General features: G+C 56.7%; 14 protein-coding genes. 8 read left to right on the top strand and 6 right to left on the bottom strand.

What is annotated here, in order from left to right:
- Positions 1 to 8: 8 nt before the first annotated feature.
- Positions 9 to 908 carry a DUF72 domain-containing protein gene (locus tag ACPOL_RS09135; RefSeq protein WP_201759146.1) on the top strand — a complete coding sequence of 300 codons (900 nt, stop codon included), beginning with the start codon at positions 9 to 11 and terminating at the stop codon, positions 906 to 908.
- Here the strand turns inward: ACPOL_RS09135 and ACPOL_RS09130 are convergent.
- Together ACPOL_RS09130 and ACPOL_RS09125 are read right to left on the bottom strand one after the other, a co-directional pair.
- Positions 883 to 1,635: a UdgX family uracil-DNA binding protein gene (locus ACPOL_RS09130; RefSeq protein WP_236657350.1), complete on the bottom strand. Its 753-nt coding sequence runs from the start codon at positions 1,633 to 1,635 to the stop codon at positions 883 to 885. The genes ACPOL_RS09135 and ACPOL_RS09130 overlap by 26 nt on opposite strands.
- Entirely contained in the window at positions 1,616 to 2,818 is a 1,203-nt protein-coding gene (locus ACPOL_RS09125) for an acetate/propionate family kinase (RefSeq protein ID WP_114206772.1), read from the bottom strand. The genes ACPOL_RS09130 and ACPOL_RS09125 overlap by 20 nt, the downstream gene beginning before the upstream one ends.
- Positions 2,819 to 3,174: 356 nt before the next feature.
- Between ACPOL_RS09125 and ACPOL_RS09120 the strand changes: the two genes are divergently transcribed.
- Positions 3,175 to 3,642 carry a GatB/YqeY domain-containing protein gene (locus tag ACPOL_RS09120; protein WP_114206771.1) on the top strand — a complete coding sequence of 156 codons (468 nt, stop codon included), beginning with the start codon at positions 3,175 to 3,177 and terminating at the stop codon, positions 3,640 to 3,642.
- A 150-nt stretch (positions 3,643 to 3,792) separates the two neighbouring features.
- On the opposite strand, the gene ACPOL_RS09115 is transcribed toward ACPOL_RS09120, so the two are convergent.
- A complete protein-coding gene (locus tag ACPOL_RS09115; protein WP_114206770.1) occupies positions 3,793 to 4,473 on the bottom strand; it encodes a ribonuclease HI family protein in 681 nt (226 codons plus the stop codon).
- Positions 4,474 to 4,672: 199 nt separating this feature from the next.
- Here ACPOL_RS09115 and ACPOL_RS09110 point away from each other — a divergent pair, with 199 nt between their 5' ends.
- The 5 genes from ACPOL_RS09110 (at position 4,673) to ACPOL_RS09090 (ending at position 10,212) form a co-directional block, all read left to right on the top strand.
- Positions 4,673 to 5,341: an RNA polymerase sigma factor gene (locus tag ACPOL_RS09110; protein ID WP_114206769.1), complete on the top strand. Its 669-nt coding sequence runs from the start codon at positions 4,673 to 4,675 to the stop codon at positions 5,339 to 5,341.
- Between the two features lie 21 nt (positions 5,342 to 5,362).
- A complete protein-coding gene (locus tag ACPOL_RS09105) occupies positions 5,363 to 6,340 on the top strand; it encodes an anti-sigma factor family protein (RefSeq protein ID WP_114206768.1) in 978 nt (325 codons plus the stop codon).
- A gap of 105 nt (positions 6,341 to 6,445) precedes the next feature.
- Entirely contained in the window at positions 6,446 to 7,390 is a 945-nt protein-coding gene (locus ACPOL_RS09100) for a PDZ domain-containing protein (protein WP_114206767.1), read from the top strand.
- A 284-nt stretch (positions 7,391 to 7,674) separates the two neighbouring features.
- Positions 7,675 to 8,706 (top strand): radical SAM protein, encoded by a 1,032-nt coding sequence (locus ACPOL_RS09095; RefSeq protein ID WP_236657349.1) that lies wholly within the window; start codon positions 7,675 to 7,677, stop codon positions 8,704 to 8,706.
- A gap of 345 nt (positions 8,707 to 9,051) precedes the next feature.
- Positions 9,052 to 10,212: an acyltransferase family protein gene (locus ACPOL_RS09090; protein WP_114206766.1), complete on the top strand. Its 1,161-nt coding sequence runs from the start codon at positions 9,052 to 9,054 to the stop codon at positions 10,210 to 10,212.
- Positions 10,213 to 10,405: 193 nt separating this feature from the next.
- Here the strand turns inward: ACPOL_RS09090 and ACPOL_RS09085 are convergent, their stop codons facing one another.
- From ACPOL_RS09085 to ACPOL_RS09075, 3 genes are all read right to left on the bottom strand, one after another.
- Positions 10,406 to 11,524 (bottom strand): SurA N-terminal domain-containing protein, encoded by a 1,119-nt coding sequence (locus tag ACPOL_RS09085; protein WP_236657348.1) that lies wholly within the window; start codon positions 11,522 to 11,524, stop codon positions 10,406 to 10,408.
- 170 nt (positions 11,525 to 11,694) lie between these two features.
- Positions 11,695 to 12,534, bottom strand: a complete 840-nt coding sequence (locus tag ACPOL_RS09080; RefSeq protein ID WP_236657347.1) for a thioredoxin domain-containing protein — start codon at positions 12,532 to 12,534, stop codon at positions 11,695 to 11,697.
- Between the two features lie 254 nt (positions 12,535 to 12,788).
- Positions 12,789 to 15,176, bottom strand: a complete 2,388-nt coding sequence (locus ACPOL_RS09075; RefSeq protein ID WP_161557271.1) for an LPS-assembly protein LptD — start codon at positions 15,174 to 15,176, stop codon at positions 12,789 to 12,791.
- A gap of 307 nt (positions 15,177 to 15,483) precedes the next feature.
- On the opposite strand from ACPOL_RS09075, the gene ACPOL_RS09070 reads away from it, so the two are divergent.
- Positions 15,484 to 16,848: an RDD family protein gene (locus ACPOL_RS09070; protein ID WP_150132942.1), complete on the top strand. Its 1,365-nt coding sequence runs from the start codon at positions 15,484 to 15,486 to the stop codon at positions 16,846 to 16,848.
- Positions 16,849 to 16,899: the final 51 nt, after the last annotated feature.

Genomic DNA, 16,899 nt, shown 5'->3' with positions numbered 1-16,899 from the left:
ATAGAGGCTTGAGTTTGAAACAAGCGCCGGGGGACGTGCGAATCGGAATATCAGGCTGGCGCTACAAGGGCTGGCGTGGTGTTTTCTATCCCAAAAACCTGGCCCAGCGACGAGAGTTGGAATTTGCCTCGCGCCGCTTCAACACCATCGAGCTGAATGGCTCTTTTTACTCGCTGCAACGACCAAGCAGCTTTGAGACCTGGTGTGCCGAGACGCCGGACGATTTTGTTTTTGCCGTCAAAGGCTCTCGCTACATCACCCATATGCTCAAGTTGCGCAACATCGAAGTTCCACTTGCGAACTTCTTCGCGCAGGGCGTCCTGCGCCTTGGTCCGAAATTGGGCCCTGTGCTGTGGCAATTTCCACCGAATTTCAAGTTCGAAGCAGAAAAGTTAGACGCTTTCTTCAGACTTCTTCCGAGGACCCAAAAGGAAGCAGCCGAACTCGGCCGTCTTCATGACAAGCGTCTCGATCAGCGGAGCTGGCTTGAGGTAAAGCGCTCCTTTCGCCTTCGCCACGCGGTCGAGATCCGCCATGACAGCTTCGCCTGCGACGCATTCATACAAATGCTTCGCCATCACGATGTGGGCCTGGTCGTAGCCGATACGGTCGAGTGGCCGCTGCTGATGGACGTGACGGCAGATTTTGTTTATTGCCGCCTGCACGGCAGCGAACAGCTTTATGCGAGCGGTTATGAAGACGAAGCACTCGATCGCTGGGCGCGCCGCATCGCGTCGTGGGCGGCCGGCGGCGAAGTTCGCGATGGGAAGAGGGCGGGTGATATCGATGCCCCGAAGCGTAAGAAGAGGGACGTCTTCGTCTACTTTGACAACGACATGAAGGTGCGAGCACCGGTCGATGCGCAAGCATTGCAAACCCGGGTCAAGAAGCTGCTGGAAGCGAGCTGAGAACGCGCTTCGCCTCACGAAGATCATTCACGAGCGTTTCCGTCTGCCTCTGGCCGTCCTCTTCAGTAGCCGCGCGCAAGATTGCCGAGGGATGAAGGGTGGCAATGATCGGAGGGAGCCCGATCAGTTGCTGTACAACTCCATGGTCAACAGTCACTTTGAAGTTTGAACCCAACAAACCCTGAGCGGAAGTCGCTCCGAGACAGACGATCAGGCTTGGGCGCATCGCATCAATCTCCGCGTCGAGCCACGGCCGGCAGGCCCGAATTTCAGTCAGCGAAGGCTTCTTGTGGAGGCGCAATTTACCGCGAGGCTCCCACTTGAAATGCTTGACTGCATTCGTAATGTAGACCTCCAGCCGGTCGATTGCCGCCTCCTTCAAGCAGCGATCAAGGAGCTTTCCGGCGGGGCCGACGAACGGTCTTCCTTCCACGTCTTCGCGGTCACCTGGTTGTTCGCCGATCATCATGATCGAAACATTCGGTCGCTTGTGCCCACCTTTGTCTTCTATCTCGCCGAATACTGCCTGGGTGGCATGTTTATAGAGATCGCAGCCTCGGCACTGCTTTATCGCTTCCCGCAACACGGCCAGCGAGTGGTCTTCCGGGACAAATGGCGCGGCACTTTCTCCAGTCAAGCCAGGCATAAACTCTCCATTCCGGTATAGGATTCTCTTCGCAGCAACGGAGTTCGCCAGCAGCGGGAATTCATATGTGTGCGCATTCATGGGCAAGTTGCAGGCCCTCTTCGGAATGAATGACCCAAATAGCGATCTTCGAGGAAGGATCACTGATGAGCACGTCTCCGTCGCTGGTCGCCCAATTCTTATCTTCGTCCAGCACCACACCCCATCCCTTTAGGCCATCACAAACATTGAGCCGAACTTCGGGCGTGTTTTCCCCGATGCCTCCGCCGAAGATAAGGGCTTCCGCCTCACCAAGCGTCGCTAGGGAGGCGCCCACGAACTGTCTGGCCCGATAGCCGAACATTTCGAGCGCCAGCTTGGAGGCCTCCTCATTCGATTTGCGAAGAATGCGAGTATCGAGACTCTTCCCCGAGATACCGAGCAGACCGGATTCCTTCTCCAGCACCTTCATCACTTCGTCCGCGGTCATCTGCGCCTCTTTGATGAGGAAGCCCACAATGGCCGCATCGATGCTCCCACAACGGGTTCCCATCATCAGTCCCTCGAGCGGAGTGAAGCCCATCGACGTGTCCACAGATTCTCCGTTTTGGATCGCGGCGACCGAAGAACCGCTCTCAAGGTGCATGGTGACTGCCGAAATCCGGTCTGGAGGCCTTGAGGTCAAGTGTGCGTACTGCTCCAGCATGTAGAGATGCGACAGCCCATGAAAACCATACTTGCGAATGCCGTACCGGTCGGCAAGCTTCCGTTCGATCGGGTAGCGCCACGCATGTTCGGGCAAGCTATGGTGAAAGGCAGTGTCGAAGGCCACACCGATCGGCAACGTAGGCGCTTTTTTCTGAACCGCGCGAATGATTTCGAGAGAGTTGGCATTATGCAACGGCGCCAGCTTCTCATGACTCTCGATCGTCCGCGCTACATCGTCTGTAAATTTCACTGCTGCGGTGAAGCTGTCACCACCATGGACAACCCGTACCGCTGCCAGGTCGACCCCTTCTAGTTTGGGAACTCTCTCGAAGTCTGCGGTTTCTAAGGTGTGAATGACCTGTTCGGTGGCTTGGTGAAAATCGCCAAAGTCTCCCTCTGTCTCGGCGATCTGCTCTCCATCTCGAATCAACTTGAGCGTGGTCTTCTTGCCAATATCATCAATGTTTCCGCTCAACAGCTTGTCACCTAAGCTCGCGCACTGCTGCTTGTCGTGAACTTCAACCAGGTCGAACTTCAGCGAGTTGCTGCCCGGATTTAGAGCCAGGATGATCGGCATCCTCAATCTCCCTAAACCGATCTCAAACTCAGTGGAGATCGTATCTCTAGGTAGATGCGTCGGCTTCAGGAGAATGAAGCCTCAATCTGCCACATCCTCAATCAGAATCCTGGGCCAGCGCTTGCCGAGCGACGTGCCTGGAGTATGATCGCCGGCGCTCTCATCGCTCTGCTCGTCCACCTGGACGCGCTGCGGCGGCATCGTGCAGCTGCGCTCCGGCCGTGAAGCGCCTCGTCAGCAAGTTCCGGACCAGTGCGCCAATCGAAGAACCCTGGAGGTTGACCCGCCACCCATCTAAGGCATGTACTTGAAAGAGCAGGCAAGATACCGTAGGGCACACCGAGAATGGAGCAGTCGTGAGTGTAGTCAAGCAAGTAGATCAGGACATGATTGCGGCGATGAAGGCGCGGGATACGGAACGGCTTTTGACGATTCGCATGATGAAGACCGCTTTCAAGAACAAGGAGATCGACAAGCGTGAGCCCTTGACCGACGCCGAGGCCTACCAGATCCTCACCACCATGATTAAGCAGCGGCGGGACTCGATCGAGCAGTTCACCAAGGGCAACCGGCCCGACCTGGCAGCGAAAGAGGCCGGGGAGATCGCGCTCATCGAGGAATACATGCCCAAGGCAGCAGGCGAGGATGAAATTCGCAGGCTGGTCGTCTCCACCATCGATGACCTGGCGGTCAGTGGCTTCGTCCCCGGGCCGAAGGACATGGGGGTGGTGATGAAGGCGGTGCAGGAGCGGATCAAGGAAGCCGGAGTTCGCGCGGATGGAAAGCTCGTGAGTGAGGCGGTCAAGGCTTGCTTGGCGAAATAGCGGCCCTCAGCCGTATCTCATTGGACGGGGTTCCTGCCGATTTCAAGTAGAAGCTGGCGGTATTCCACTCAGTTTTCCCGAGAGTGCAAGAGAGGAGTACCGCGTGTGGGTTGAAGTCGAGATGCGAAGCGGGCGTCACCCGCAGGTAAGCTACTTGCTTTCGGGCGTCACCCGCACGAAAATTCCATCCGGTAATTCGCCGCCCAGAAGGTGGATGACGCCTCCCTTGACCAATCCGCGCAAAGGTTTGACCGCTGCGGGGGCAGTATCCTTTGCGGGACCGCTCCCGGCGACTGCCTTGATTGCTGCGCGAAAGGTGGAGCCTGCGGCGGGCGCCGACGCGACCCGGTTGGCGCCCCGATCCATAGCTAGATTAGCTAGCCGGTCGGCGTCTTTGTTTTTTCCTCGTAAAACGTGCTGGATCTGGAACTGATCGAGCCTGGCGATACGCTGTTTGGCCTCGTCGTAGAGCGGGCGCAGATCGGGACTGTTGACTCGGTACTGGCCTTTGATCTGTTTGACCATGAGCTCCGAATCGGAGACCACCCGCAGTCGCGAATGCCCATGTTCCAGGGCGAAATTCAAGCTTGCCAGCAGACCGGAGTATTCGGCGTAGTTGTTGGTTTGCTTACCCAGGTATTCGCTCAATTCAGCGAGCGGTTTTCCGCTTTCGTCCTGGAGGTAGACGCCATAGCCAGAGGGACCGGGATTGCCGCGCGACCCGCCGTCACAATAGGCGGTGATCCAACCGGCTGATGCTAAAACAGGAGCCGCTTTTGTGGCGCGGGCGAAAAGTTCTTCGCCTTCGTTCTCTGCGTTATTTTGAACCATTTCACAAGTTTAGAACGAGAGTCACCGCCCGGTCTTGCGTCGCCGAGCGGCCGGCGTTTGCGCAGCCGACAACTTTTCGCTCAAATTGGAGTTTCCATCTTTGGGTATCGAGCACTTGGGGAATCCAGAAGAATTTTGCTGTTCTATGCTCACCAACTCAATACCTACCCGTCCCTTAACCAAACAGGAGCACGATCGCATGGCCACCGACGCCCTTCGCCTTCCCGCGCAAATAGCGACCAAGCCGCGGAGGCTACAATCCTCTTCTAGCATGGCCATCGATGCCCGGACTCGCGAAAACGAGAATGAACTGATTCGCGAGGCCCAACAGGGCTCGCGGCCGGCATTCGACTCGCTGGTTCGTCAATATGACCAGGCGGTGCTGCGGCTGGCTTTGCATTTGACGGGCTCGGAACAGGATGCGCAGGATGTTCACCAGGAGGCGTTTCTCAAGGCGTACCGGTATCTCGGAAATTTTCGGTTTGAATGTTCCTTTTACACCTGGCTCTACCGGATCGTGACTAATCTCTGTCTGGATCATCTACGCCGCAGGAAGTCGCGGCGGGAAGATCAGGCGGTGATGGTTGACTCTTCGGGGGAGCAGATCGATCTGTTGAGCAATGTGTCGGACGATCGCTCGATGGCCAATCCGGATCGCGAACTGGAGCGCAAGTTCCTGGGCGAAAGAATTAAGGCAGCACTCGATACTCTCACTCCCCGCGAGCGCATGGTTTTTGAACTCAAGCATTACCAGGGTCTGAAATTAAGGACCATCGGCGAAATGCTGAACACCACGGAAGAGACCGCCAAGAATACGCTCTTCCGGGCGACAAAAAAATTAAGAGCAAATTTGGCGACTTTACGTTGAGGCCAGGAGCAAAGGAACACCATGAAGCACGAATCACAGTGCGAAACCGCGCAGCAGGATATTGCGCTGGCGATCTACGGGGAATTGCCCGATGACGCCAGTCACCGATTAGAACGCCACCTTTCCGAATGCGGGCATTGTCGAAAGGAGATGGAAGCCGTCCAGGGACTCCGTCAGGCAATGTCGCTTTACCCGATGCTGGAGCCCTCTCCGAATCTGCTGACGCGCACCCGGCTTCGGCTGGAAGAGGCGCTGGATGCGGTTCCCCGCAGTGGTTGGATGACGAAGGTCATTGACCGGCTTTTTAATGGCATCGCCCGCGTCCAGTCCGCCCCGGCGATGGCCTCGGTATTGCTGATCATTGGACTGTGCACGGGCGGCGCTGCAGGGTATCGGATGGGGAAGAAAACCGCTCCCATCACGCCTCACGTAACGATCTCCCAAGGTGCCGATGCTGCTCAGGACAGCTTGAATATCGGTGCTATTCACGGGATCGAGCAAGAGCCGGGGTCGGAGGATGTGAAGATCACCTATGAACGGCTGGTTCCGGAGACGATGACCGGTTCGCTCGACAGTCCCGAGATACGGAAGATGCTGCTGATTGGCGCATCGAGCCATCTGGATACCGGTGTCCGCTCTGATTCAGTGGCGTTGCTGGCCGGAGAGTGCCGGGCCGGGCATCAGTGCGAAGCCGGCCAGGAGCGCGATGCACTTATAGCTGCTTTGCGGCGCGATAAAGACGCCGAAGTGCGGCTCAAGGCGCTTGAAGGCTTACAGCCCTATGTGGGAGAGGACAGGAACGTTCGCAATGTGATTTTGAACGCTTTGCGAAAAGACTCCGATCCCAAGGTCCGGCTTAAAGCAGTCGCTCTATTGCAGCCGGTCGATAGCGACAGCAGCGTTCGCCAGGTGCTCCACAATGTGGCCGATACCGACGAGAACCCCTATCTGCGTACGGTTTCGCAGAAGATGCTCAGCGGTCTGCCGGAGATACAGTAAACCTTTCGAGCAGGCGCATCCTCTTTATAAAAGCTCAGGGATATTCATTTTGAGCGGGTGGTTTGGAAGCAGGACATCAGAGCCAGACAAGGCAGGCATCAGACCATGATTTATTTTTCGAGGCTCGGAACGCTGACAGTGCTGGTGGGCGGAGTGGTTTTACTCCCCATGGTTCATGCAGACGGGATCGAAGCGAGATTTCCCGCGCTGACGCAAGAGATGCTCTTTTCTCATTCCTCCCAGGGGTATTTAGGAGTCGGGCTGAACGACGTGGACGATGACCGTGCCTCCTCGCTGAAGCTCAAAGATGCGCATGGAGCCGAAATTATTACTGTTGATCAGGATGCACCGGCAGCCAAGGCGGGCCTCAAGGTTCACGATGTCGTGATCCAGATGAACGGACAACGGATCGAGGGCGTCTCCCAGTTCAGCCGGATGCTGCACGAGACTCCGCCTGGCCGCAGGGTGATGCTGGTCGCTATGCGGGATGGCCAGGCGGTAAATATCACGGTGCAACTGGCCGATCGCGCTACCGTCGCAAAAGACATCATCGTGGGCCTGGATGAGGATTCATCCTCGGCGCCGCAGGCCACTAGCGCCACGGCCCAGGCAGCGCCGATCCCGAATAGTTCGGGACGGGCGCGGACGGGCCACGCCAATAGCTTCCTCGGCACTTTCACCCGCAACCGCTACTACGTCGGTGTGGAACTCGAACAACTGACCTCTGGCCTCAGTGAGTATTTTGGTGTCCACGGCGGGACGGGCATGCTGGTCGGCAATGTGTTTCCCAATACCCCCGCTGCCGCTGCCGGGCTGAAGGTCGCCGACGTTATCGAGAAGGTAAACGGCAAACCGATCGTAAGCCTCTCCGACTGGGAACGCGCCATACGGATGAATCACGGCAAACAGGTGCAGTTGACGCTTATTCGTGACAAGAAAGAACAGACGCTCAGCATGGTGGTCGGGGAGGTGAAAAACAGCAGCGATCTGCGATATCACGACTTCGAAGCACCGGCTGCTGCGACCGTTGCGGAGTTGCAATGGAACTGAACAATATTGCGGCAGCATTGCTGACAAGATGAAAGGGTCAACGGGAGGCATCGATCTTGGTTGGCCGAAGAATAGCCGTGTCGCAAATAGGCGGAGCAAGCCGGCGAGGCCACTAGATCCTCCACGAAAACCCAAATTCGTGCAATTCTCGAACACAGCAAATGTACTGACCTCGACAAATCTGACCTCTAAATGTCCGCTTCGATCCGTTCGAAGCCGCGACTGCACCACTCGGCCCCCGCAATTCGCTGCCTGCGACGCCATTGTGATTCAATAGGATAAGGATGGCAGCAACATCAACTTCGATCTCCCGCCGGATGCGCGCTGCAAGCCGCAAGGTGCGGGAGCTGGCTACCGTAGGTCACGCCCTCGCGGCTACCGATCACGTCGTGATGGCCCAGATTGTGCCGATGCGGTTTTGCAATCTATCCTGCGCCTACTGCAATGAGTACGACAAGGTCTCGGACCCGGTGCCGCTAGAGGAGATGCTGCGACGCATCGACCACCTGGCTCGACTGGGAACAAGCATAATCACCATCTCGGGCGGCGAACCGCTGACTCATCCGGATCTCGATCAGATCATTGCTCGCATTCGCCACCATGGCCGAATTGCAGGCATGATCACCAACGGCTACTTTCTTATGCCGGATCGGATCAAGCGGTTGAATGAAGCTGGTCTGGATCACATGCAGATCTCAATCGACAATGTCCAGCCCGACGAGATTTCAAAGAAGAGTCTCAAAGTGTTGGATAAGAAGCTCGAGTTTCTGGCGGAATACGCAGACTTTCACGTCAATATAAATTCCGTGGTCGGCGGCGGCATCAAGAACCCGCAGGACGCTCTGACGATTGGCCGGCGCGCTCTGGGCCTTGGATTCACTTCGACGATTGGGATCATTCACGATGGGGATGGTCAACTCAAGCCGCTTCAAGATGAAGAACGCCGCGTCTATTTCGAAATGCGTGGCATGAAGAAAGAGAACTATTCCCGCTTCAATCACTTCCAGGAAGCCATCGCCAATGGCGAGCCGAATCAGTGGCGCTGCCGGGCCGGATCCCGCTACCTATACATTTGCGAAGATGGGCTGGTCCACTATTGTTCTCAGCAGCGCGGCTGGCCAGGAGTGCCTTTGGCGGAGTACACCCGGGAGGACCTGAAACGGGAGTTCCTGACAGAGAAAACATGCGCACCAAATTGCACGATCTCCTGCGTTCACCAGATTTCTTACATTGATCACTGGCGCGCGCCGCAGACGCGTCAGGTAAGTCCCGGTCTTGAGGGGACGGTCGCGGAGCTTGTCAATATTCAGCTTTAGGCCTCGTTACCGGATTCGCTGAATAGACGGCCCGAGGCTTCTTCTTCGCTCTCTCTCGAAATTGACTAGACACGCCTACAGGCTGCCGATAGACTTGCCATAGCCACCTATTCATGGAGAGCAGCAAATCCTTCGTCTCTCCAACTGGCCGGCGAAGCACCGAGTCAGCCAGTAAGAAACCGAGGGCCGTCGTCACCAGGGCTCCGGGGTATTCCAGCCTTTGTAGTCACATTCTTGATCTACTTCAGAATTTTGCCCAGAGTTCCGCGGAAAGAGAATAACTCGTCTTCATAGCGAGAAAAGTCTGATTCGGGCCTGAACTGCGGCCTTACCAAGGATTTCTGCATGCATCCAGACTCCACAGCAAGCGTCCAACGCCTCTCTGCAGGCCGCGGCAAGCTACCTTCAATTCAGGTCCTTCGCGGAATAGCGGCTTCCATGGTGGTCTTTTACCACTATGAATGGGTCCTCAAGGAATATACGAATCGGCCATCATGGATCGCTGATGGGGGCTTCAAGACGCTCGGAGCGGCGGGCGTGGATCTGTTCTTTGTCATCTCCGGCTTCATTATGGTTTACACCACGACGAAGAAAGCTGGAGCGGCAGATGCGCTTGATTTCTTGCGGAAGCGGGCCACTCGCATCTACCCCCTTTACTGGGTCTGGACGACGGCTTTGCTCCTGCTATGGCTGGTCGGGGTTGCGCTGAAGTCCCATCATTACCAGCCCTCTTTTCTCATTCATTCCTACCTTCTGCTGCCTTTCTTCGATGGCAGAAACTATCATCCTTTTCTCTCTCAGGGATGGACGCTTTCCTTTGAAATGTTGTTTTACATAGTCTTTTCGATTGGGATATTGATCAATTTCAAGCGCTGGAAGCTGCCATTTCTGTGTGCATCTTTTGCCTTGTTGGCGCTCTTCAGCTTAGTTCTGCCCGAGCATAATGGCCTAAAATATCTTTTTTCCGAACCGATCATTATCGAGTTCCTCTTCGGCGTGTTGGCCGCCCAGGTGCTACTTCGCCTGGCGTCGGATTCTAACGAAGATTCCATGAAGAGATTAGCCGTCGCTCTCATCGTCATAGGTGCGCTCGGCTTCTTAAGCACGGGCTTCTATCATGCGGCAGATTACCTGCGTTTCGTGATCTATGGAGTTCCGGCTTTGCTGATGGTGACGGGAGCCGCGATGTTAGGCTCTTCGCGTTGCCCCCGCTGGCTGGTCTATCTCGGAGACGCTTCCTATTCGATCTACTTGACGCACGCATTTTTTTCGATGACCTACGCGGTGGTGCTCAAGAAATATCCTCGGCTTGGGCATTTTCCGGGGGATCTGACCATCATCGTGGCGGGCATCGTGACCATCGCCGGAGCTTCCCTCACGTATCCGTTGGTTGAACGGCCACTGATGAGGGCTCTCTCGCCAAAGAAATTGAGAGCTTCGGAAATCGACAGCTTTGGAGTTGCGAAGCGGTCACCCGAAATCACCGAGGCGCAGACGCTGGTTTAAATTAGCGGGTTCAATGCGGCCTGGCGGTGCGCTCCACTAGTCTTACCTGAGAACCGCCAGGGCGCTGCCATTTCAGGACACTGCGTTCAGCGAAGACGGAACTATACGTTTCGCCGCAGGTGTCCAAGGCTCGAGTCCGAGCGGATCCTAGGCGGGATGTATCTTCGAGATTCTCGGAGATACTTGGGCCGATCTACTGTGCGCCATTCTTGAAGATCTCTTCAGCAAAGTAGTTTTCCACGTGGGCCTGGTCGCGCAGCATTTCGATGTAGGCGTTCTTGAGCAACTGGGATCTTTCCTGACGCAGCTCGGCGCGGATGGTCTGCTGCACGCGGGGATCGTTCAGCTCGCGCTGCCCGGCGGCCTCGCGGTCAATGAGCTTGAAGATGACGTAGTAAGCGGCGCGCTTCGAACCGGGCGCGTCGGGGATCGTCATCACTGGTGTCATCTGACCTGCTTTAAGCTTATCGATGACCTGAAAGACCTCGGGTTGACGGCGCAGCACCGACTCCTGGATGCCGCCCATGTCGCCCCCGTTTGTGGAGGTATTGGGGTCCTCTGAGAAGTTGGCGGCGAGGGTACTGAAGTCCTCTCCACTCTCCAGCCGTCCATGCAGCACATCAATCTTTTTCTTGGCGTCGGCATCGCTGCCGGCCTTACTGTTTTGCATGTTGATCGGCTGCTGCTGACCTTGCTGCGCGGGCTGTGGGGTGACGACAATCTGGGCGAGATGATATCGGGGCTCCACCAGGTTGAAGTCCGCCTTATGGGCGTTGTAGTAGTTGGTGATATTTGCGTCGGTAATGTTGATCTTGGAATTAATTTCTTTATTGAAGAGCTTTTCCTGAGTGCGATTCTTGCGTATTTCTTTCTTGAGCTCATCGAGCGTGAGGTGCTGGCTCTTCAGCTTCTGATCGAACTCCTCCTGAGTGTAGGGCGCTTTGAACTCAGCAAGCTTCGTCTCTACCTCGTCATCGCTTGCGGTCAGATTCAGCTTGGCAGCACGTTGGTCCACAATTTCTTCGTCAATCTGTTCGCGCACGATGTTGAGGCGAACATTGTCGGCCTGGTCTTTGGGCGGTTCCTGCTTTGAGTCTCCCAGGTTGCTGCGGTAGACGGTTTCGACATCGGCGCGCATGATCGGCTTACCGTTCACCATGGCTACGACATCGGGGCCATGCTGCCGTTGGCAGCCTGACAGGCCGGTACCGAGAGAGACCGAGACAAGCACTGCTAAAACCTGTTTGTGACAGCTTCCGAAAGAATTCGAAACCGGCGACTTTCTTGCGCTTGCTACCAATTGTTCGTGCAAAAGCTCTCTCCTGGGGAACTTGATTGCTGACTTAATCGGAGAATCGCGGTCCCAGGCATTCGTCGAGACCTGGTCTGTCGATTTCCGATGGAAGCACGTGGGGGTTGAGTCGTGACGGCAGATTGCGCGACGATCCTGATACCTTCCGGACGACTTGAGTCGTCACCGGGCTAGTTTCCGGCGGGCGCTTTGGCCGGTGTGCTCGCTGGAACGCTGCTTGGTGGCGGCGGCTTTTCTCCCTCGGCCTCAAGGGCACGGTCAATGGCTGCCCAAACCTGCTCTATCGGTTCAGCACCGGAGATGCGTTCGCCGTTCACGAACAAGGTAGGGGTGCCGTCGATATTCAAGTGATCGGCCTCCTTCATCGATGCGATCACCGCTCCGTTATCTTGCTTCTGCAGGCAGGCGTCGAGGTTCGCCGGATTGACCTTTTCTCGGGAGCCTTGTTCACGAGCAATGCGGTCCAGGGCGGCGTTGGCTTTCGCCGGATCGCGATCGGCGCCGCTGATTTCATCTCCATGGCTATGGACATAATCAACATAGGACCAATAGGCGGCCCCACTCTGGTCGGCGAGGCAATTAGCGTCAACGGACGCATGCATGGCCCAGGGGTGAATTTCAACCAGCGGATCATCCTTGTAGACGACCTTGATCAGCCCTTTATAGCGTTCGAAAGTCTGAGGAAAGAGTTCTTGGTGCATACGAGCGCAGTAAGGGCATTCCAAGTCATCGAAATTCACGATGACAACTTTGGCGGCTTCCGGGCCGCGGACCGGCCGATTGGTCAGTTGGGCCACCTGGGCCGGATCTTTGGTCAGATCGAACTTCTGCATGCGGGCCAAAGTCTTTCCGTCCTGAGACAAGAGAAAGTCGACCGTGGTCGGTTTCGATCCGGGTTTTGAAGGCAGAGAAAAGGTGATCGGCACGGTGTCATAACCGGTAAAAGCACTCTTCGTTCTAGTTCCAATCGAGACGGCGTAATCGGACGGCACCTGCAATTGGGAGCGCACCTGCACTTCAATACGGCGATTCAGTTGCGCATTTTCTGCAACAGTCGGCGCGGTCGATGCAGTTTGGGCGCGACAACCTAAGGCTGCCACGGCTAGCAGGCAAGAAAATAGAAGTCGACTCCGAACCACACGAACCACCTTTCGCGACGCGCCTCGCGACACTCTCTCGATTATCTCATTTCGCAACGCATCCTATTGGACTTCGAAAAAGGGGAAGGGTTTGAATGGCGGAGTCCAAGGCCTGGATCGATTCGCTAAAAGACCTTCTCCGACTGGCGGAAATTCCCGGCGGTCGCCACGCCCGCAAGAGTGATGCTGTAGACCATCTGGCTCTCATCACGTGCCGGGCCAAGGGAGTATCGGCGATATCCGACACTGATTCCGCAGCAATCCCAGTTATAGGAGGCCTGGATGGTACCGAACTGGACTTGTTCGTGGATGAAGTCGTAACCGCCGTTGACGCCTGCGCCGAAGCCGGCATGCTTGGAGTTTCCGTAGGACAGCGAAAGCCGCGCCTGGTTGTAACGAGTGACGGCGGCAGTGACGGTCTGTGGGGACGTGACCGGCGCGTCGAGTGAGACTAATTTAAACTGGCCAGCCGCAACATGCAGGTCGCCATAGTGAAGGTCTGCAAAGATATTGCTGGAATTGATCCTACCGACCTTGGGGTCGTAGTCCAGATCCCACTGCACGTCGCTCGACGAAGTCGTCGCCAGGCGCAGTCTTGAGATTACTGGCGATGAGGAGCGCGGGCCCTCAAGAAACGCCGCGCCGGAAAAATCCAGGGTCGTGGCCAGAACATTACGGGCGCCCTCGGTCACGGCTCCGCCAAAGTCTGAATCGAAAAAATATTTCTGCGCCAGTTGCCACGACACCCGATCGATGGCACCGCCTCCGCACATTCCACTTGGCGTCTGCGGCTCATCATCGCGACAGGGGTGGGTTGCGGTGTTGCGCACAAAGAACCGCTGCGTCAACCCATATTCGATCTCATTGGTGTTGCTGACGATATCGACATTGTCTACGCGCAGGACGGAATTAAAGTTGCCGACGCCCGTCACGTAGCGATAGTGAAGATCCGGCTCGATGGTGTGGCGCACGTCCCCGCCAAACAGCTTCTCCATCCAGGGGGCGGAGAAATCGCGTTGCACGACTGGAGGGCGCAGGTCGACGTCGGTCTCGAAGTCTGCGCGGTTGAGGCTGCCTGGCTGGAGGGTCGGGGAGACTTCTCCATTCAAAGTGGAGGGTAGCAGCTCGGATTTGGAATAGAACGTCTCCCTGCCGCCGATTTCGGTGCGGATGTTCCATCCGCCGAAACCGAGCGGCAGTGCCAGGCGAGGGTGGAGGTCAATCCGTTCCAGGTTACGCGCATGAAACAGGGGCTCGGAGCGGGTCAGGGTATCCAGTGAGACGGCGAAGCTGCCTAGTAGGCGACCACTCCAAAGAGAATGGTCAATGGCGCTGGCCTGGAATGAGGGCAAGTGGAGGATGCGGATTTCATCCCCGGCAGTGTCACTCTGAAAGCTCTGGTACCTTGCCAGATACACGCTCTCGGCAACACCATGGTCTTCATGCTGCACAAACGCCTCTGACTTCACCTCGGAGTTGGTTGCGTTCACGATACTGGGCTCGAATGCCTGCCGGTATACATAGGAACTCAGGTACTCGATATTGGTCACGGCGCGAATTTGCGGAGTGAAATCCCGCCGCGCATTGATGATGACATCCTGACCGCCCTGATCAATCGGGGGGACGTTGGCGAGACCTGAGGGCAGGCCCCGATCAAACAGGGCGTGGAAATTAGCGGTAGCGAAGTCGAGTCCCTTTCCGCGATAGCGGAGCTCGGCGCTCGGTGCAAAGCCGCGTTTCGAGTAGTATTCGGTCCCAATGGTGAGATCGGCGCTGCGATTGATGACCCAATAGATTTGATCCCCCAGCACAACGCCCTTGGTGGTTGAATTCGAGATAACCGGGATCAGAAGTCCCGACTGCCGGCTTTCCGTGTTGACCGGATGAGTGACGTACGGCAGGAAAATCAATGGGATGCGGAGCAAAGTGAACCACGTACTGCGGGCCGTCGCTTTCCCGTCTGCCACGTTGATCTTGGCGGAGAGCAGTTGCCAGTCGGGCTTGGGAAGATGGCAAGAAGTCATTGTGCCATCCAGCACCCGGTATCGTTCCGGGCCATCCTTGAAGACCTCGCGCCCGGTCATGAGGAAGGGGTTCGAGGTGGTATAGATCTTACTGTTGGTGGCCGGAACACGGCGTACGCCGATCGAGCCCGACACATCGTAGAAATGACCGGTCTGGGCATCGAGGTTCATGGTCCCGCGGGTAGCGTCGATTTGTTCCTCATCCGGACCACCTTCAAGATGGAGATGGCCAACCGCCTCTACCGTACCGATGGCTTCGTTGTAGGTGATCTTGTCGGCTCGCACGATGTAGTTGCGGTAGTCGATCTCCGCTTCCCCGCTGAGTGTCCACACGTCGCCACGTTTTCCCTGTTGCTTCGCGAAAATCCGCACAGGCACGCCTTCATCCATCGGCGGGACCACCTGGGCCACAGGGATCGAATCTTGCAACGCGCTATCGGTTGCTGGCGACGCTTCAACCGGCGGAGCCGTTGCCGCTAGCTTTGACACTGTTTGCGGCCTCGTCTGGGAGGGGGGAAGCTGTTCTGACAACGCCTGCGCACCAAGCTGCGGATGACATAGCAGGCACAGCGTGATACACCAACAAAAGCGGGCTGCCATTTCTAACAAAGCATTTTCATGGTGAAAGCGACCGGCAAACTTTTGGGTGCAACTGGGTATTGGATGAATCACGCGCGCCGTTTTCTACTCCCGGGCATTCACCCGCTACGAAAATGCTTTGGAGCGATTTCAGAATAGCAAAGCCTCATGCTTGAAAGAGCAATTGCTTCATGTTGAACAACGAAGAGGAATCGAAGTGAGATCTTCATCATCGGGCGCAGAAGTCGAGTCATCCTCAGCACCCTTCAACCCATCTTCTTCGGAATGGAAGCGGGAAGCTAATCATCGCCTTGCTGCGCATCGCGCCCGTCGCGACAAACACCACTCGCTTCAACATCCACTGCCTGGAATGGAAGCGATTGAGGGCACAACCGTGGCGGCCAGCGAGCCTGTCGTTCGGCCGAGAGGAAAGAACGTTGCCGATCGGGTTGCGGCGCGTTATGCGCAGGCGCCCAGCTACAGTGAAATGCTCGCCGCGGAGGCGCGGAATGCGGTTCGCGCCGCGGAGGCAGCAGCGGTGGCGGCTGGAGAAGCGAGAGACGCCGCGCAGGCGATCCTGAGCGGTCTCAACCTTGAGACCCAGGAAGGTCTAGACGAGGAACTGCTCTACGAAAGCGGTCCGGGCAATGTTCCTCAGACCAGCAAGGACCTTACCGCTGCGCGGAGATTCGAACGGCACTCGCAGATGGCTGCCGAGCATCAAGCCTCGACCCATCCGGCCTCAATCCATCGGGATTCGATCCATCAGGATTCGACCCATCAACCTTCGGTCCTGGAGCAGCTCGATGAACTTGAGAGAGAAGAGCCGATAGCTCCAATTCAGCCTCTTCCCGCGAAATTGCTTGAGTTCCCCCGCGAATTGGTGGCTGCGCGCAAGGCGCGTCCTCGTCTAGCCGAAGGGCCACTGCGCGAGGAGTACGATCGGGAGACTTCGCAGTCGCAGCTGAGGATTTTCGAGGTGGAGCAGGAGAGTATTTCCACTCAACCGGCGGTCGAACAGGTGCTGCCGGGCTGGTCAACCATCCGTCTTGATTCGGCCGCTTCTCGGGACGCCCCTCGATCGGGAGGGTTTTTCGAGCAATTGCAGGAACATCGCTCCTCGCCGCCGGTTGCGGAGAGGAGACCGGCCGCGTCCGCATTTGAGCTACCGCTGCAGACTGCGTCGCTCGAAGACCGGCTCATGGCCTCTTTGGTTGACCTTTTGCTGGTGGTTGCAGGATTTCTCCTGTTCATCTTCGTTTTTGTCGCCTGCACGACTCATCCGCCGACTGGAAAGCCAGCGATGATCGGCGCCGCCGTTGCGTTTTTCTGCTTCGGGCTCCTCTATCAGCTGCTCTTCTTCTGTTTCGGGTCCGATACGCCGGGGATGCGCTATACCAAGATCGCCTTGTGCACCTTCGATGATGAAAATCCCACTCGCCAGGCAATGCGTCAACGGGTTGGGGCGCTCTTGCTCTCCGCCAGCCCGCTAGGCCTCGGAATTTTATGGGCCTTCTTCGACGATGACCGGCTGGGATGGCATGACCGGATCAGCCGGACTTACCAGCGGAGTTATCGATAACCTGGTGACCCTGGATCGTCTGTCGGGTTGCGTCTGTCACGAGTTCCCAGA

It is taken from the genome of Acidisarcina polymorpha, from assembly GCF_003330725.1.
GTDB classification, from domain to species: domain Bacteria; phylum Acidobacteriota; class Terriglobia; order Terriglobales; family Acidobacteriaceae; genus Acidisarcina; species Acidisarcina polymorpha.
Note: the sequence above shows the minus strand (reverse complement) of the source record. Positions and strands in the feature narration are given on the sequence as shown.

What these genes read in the sequence shown, in the direction of transcription:
- ACPOL_RS09130 (WP_236657350.1), bottom strand. Translation starts at nt 1,635, where the DNA reads ATGAATGCGCACACATATGAATTCCCGCTGCTGGCGAACTCCGTTGCT.
- ACPOL_RS09125 (WP_114206772.1), bottom strand. Translation starts at nt 2,818, where the DNA reads ATGCCGATCATCCTGGCTCTAAATCCGGGCAGCAACTCGCTGAAGTTC.
- ACPOL_RS09115 (WP_114206770.1), bottom strand. Translation starts at nt 4,473, where the DNA reads ATGGTTCAAAATAACGCAGAGAACGAAGGCGAAGAACTTTTCGCCCGC.
- ACPOL_RS09110 (WP_114206769.1), top strand. Translation starts at nt 4,673, where the DNA reads ATGGCCACCGACGCCCTTCGCCTTCCCGCGCAAATAGCGACCAAGCCG.
- ACPOL_RS09105 (WP_114206768.1), top strand. Translation starts at nt 5,363, where the DNA reads ATGAAGCACGAATCACAGTGCGAAACCGCGCAGCAGGATATTGCGCTG.
- ACPOL_RS09100 (WP_114206767.1), top strand. Translation starts at nt 6,446, where the DNA reads ATGATTTATTTTTCGAGGCTCGGAACGCTGACAGTGCTGGTGGGCGGA.
- ACPOL_RS09095 (WP_236657349.1), top strand. Translation starts at nt 7,675, where the DNA reads ATGGCAGCAACATCAACTTCGATCTCCCGCCGGATGCGCGCTGCAAGC.
- ACPOL_RS09090 (WP_114206766.1), top strand. Translation starts at nt 9,052, where the DNA reads ATGCATCCAGACTCCACAGCAAGCGTCCAACGCCTCTCTGCAGGCCGC.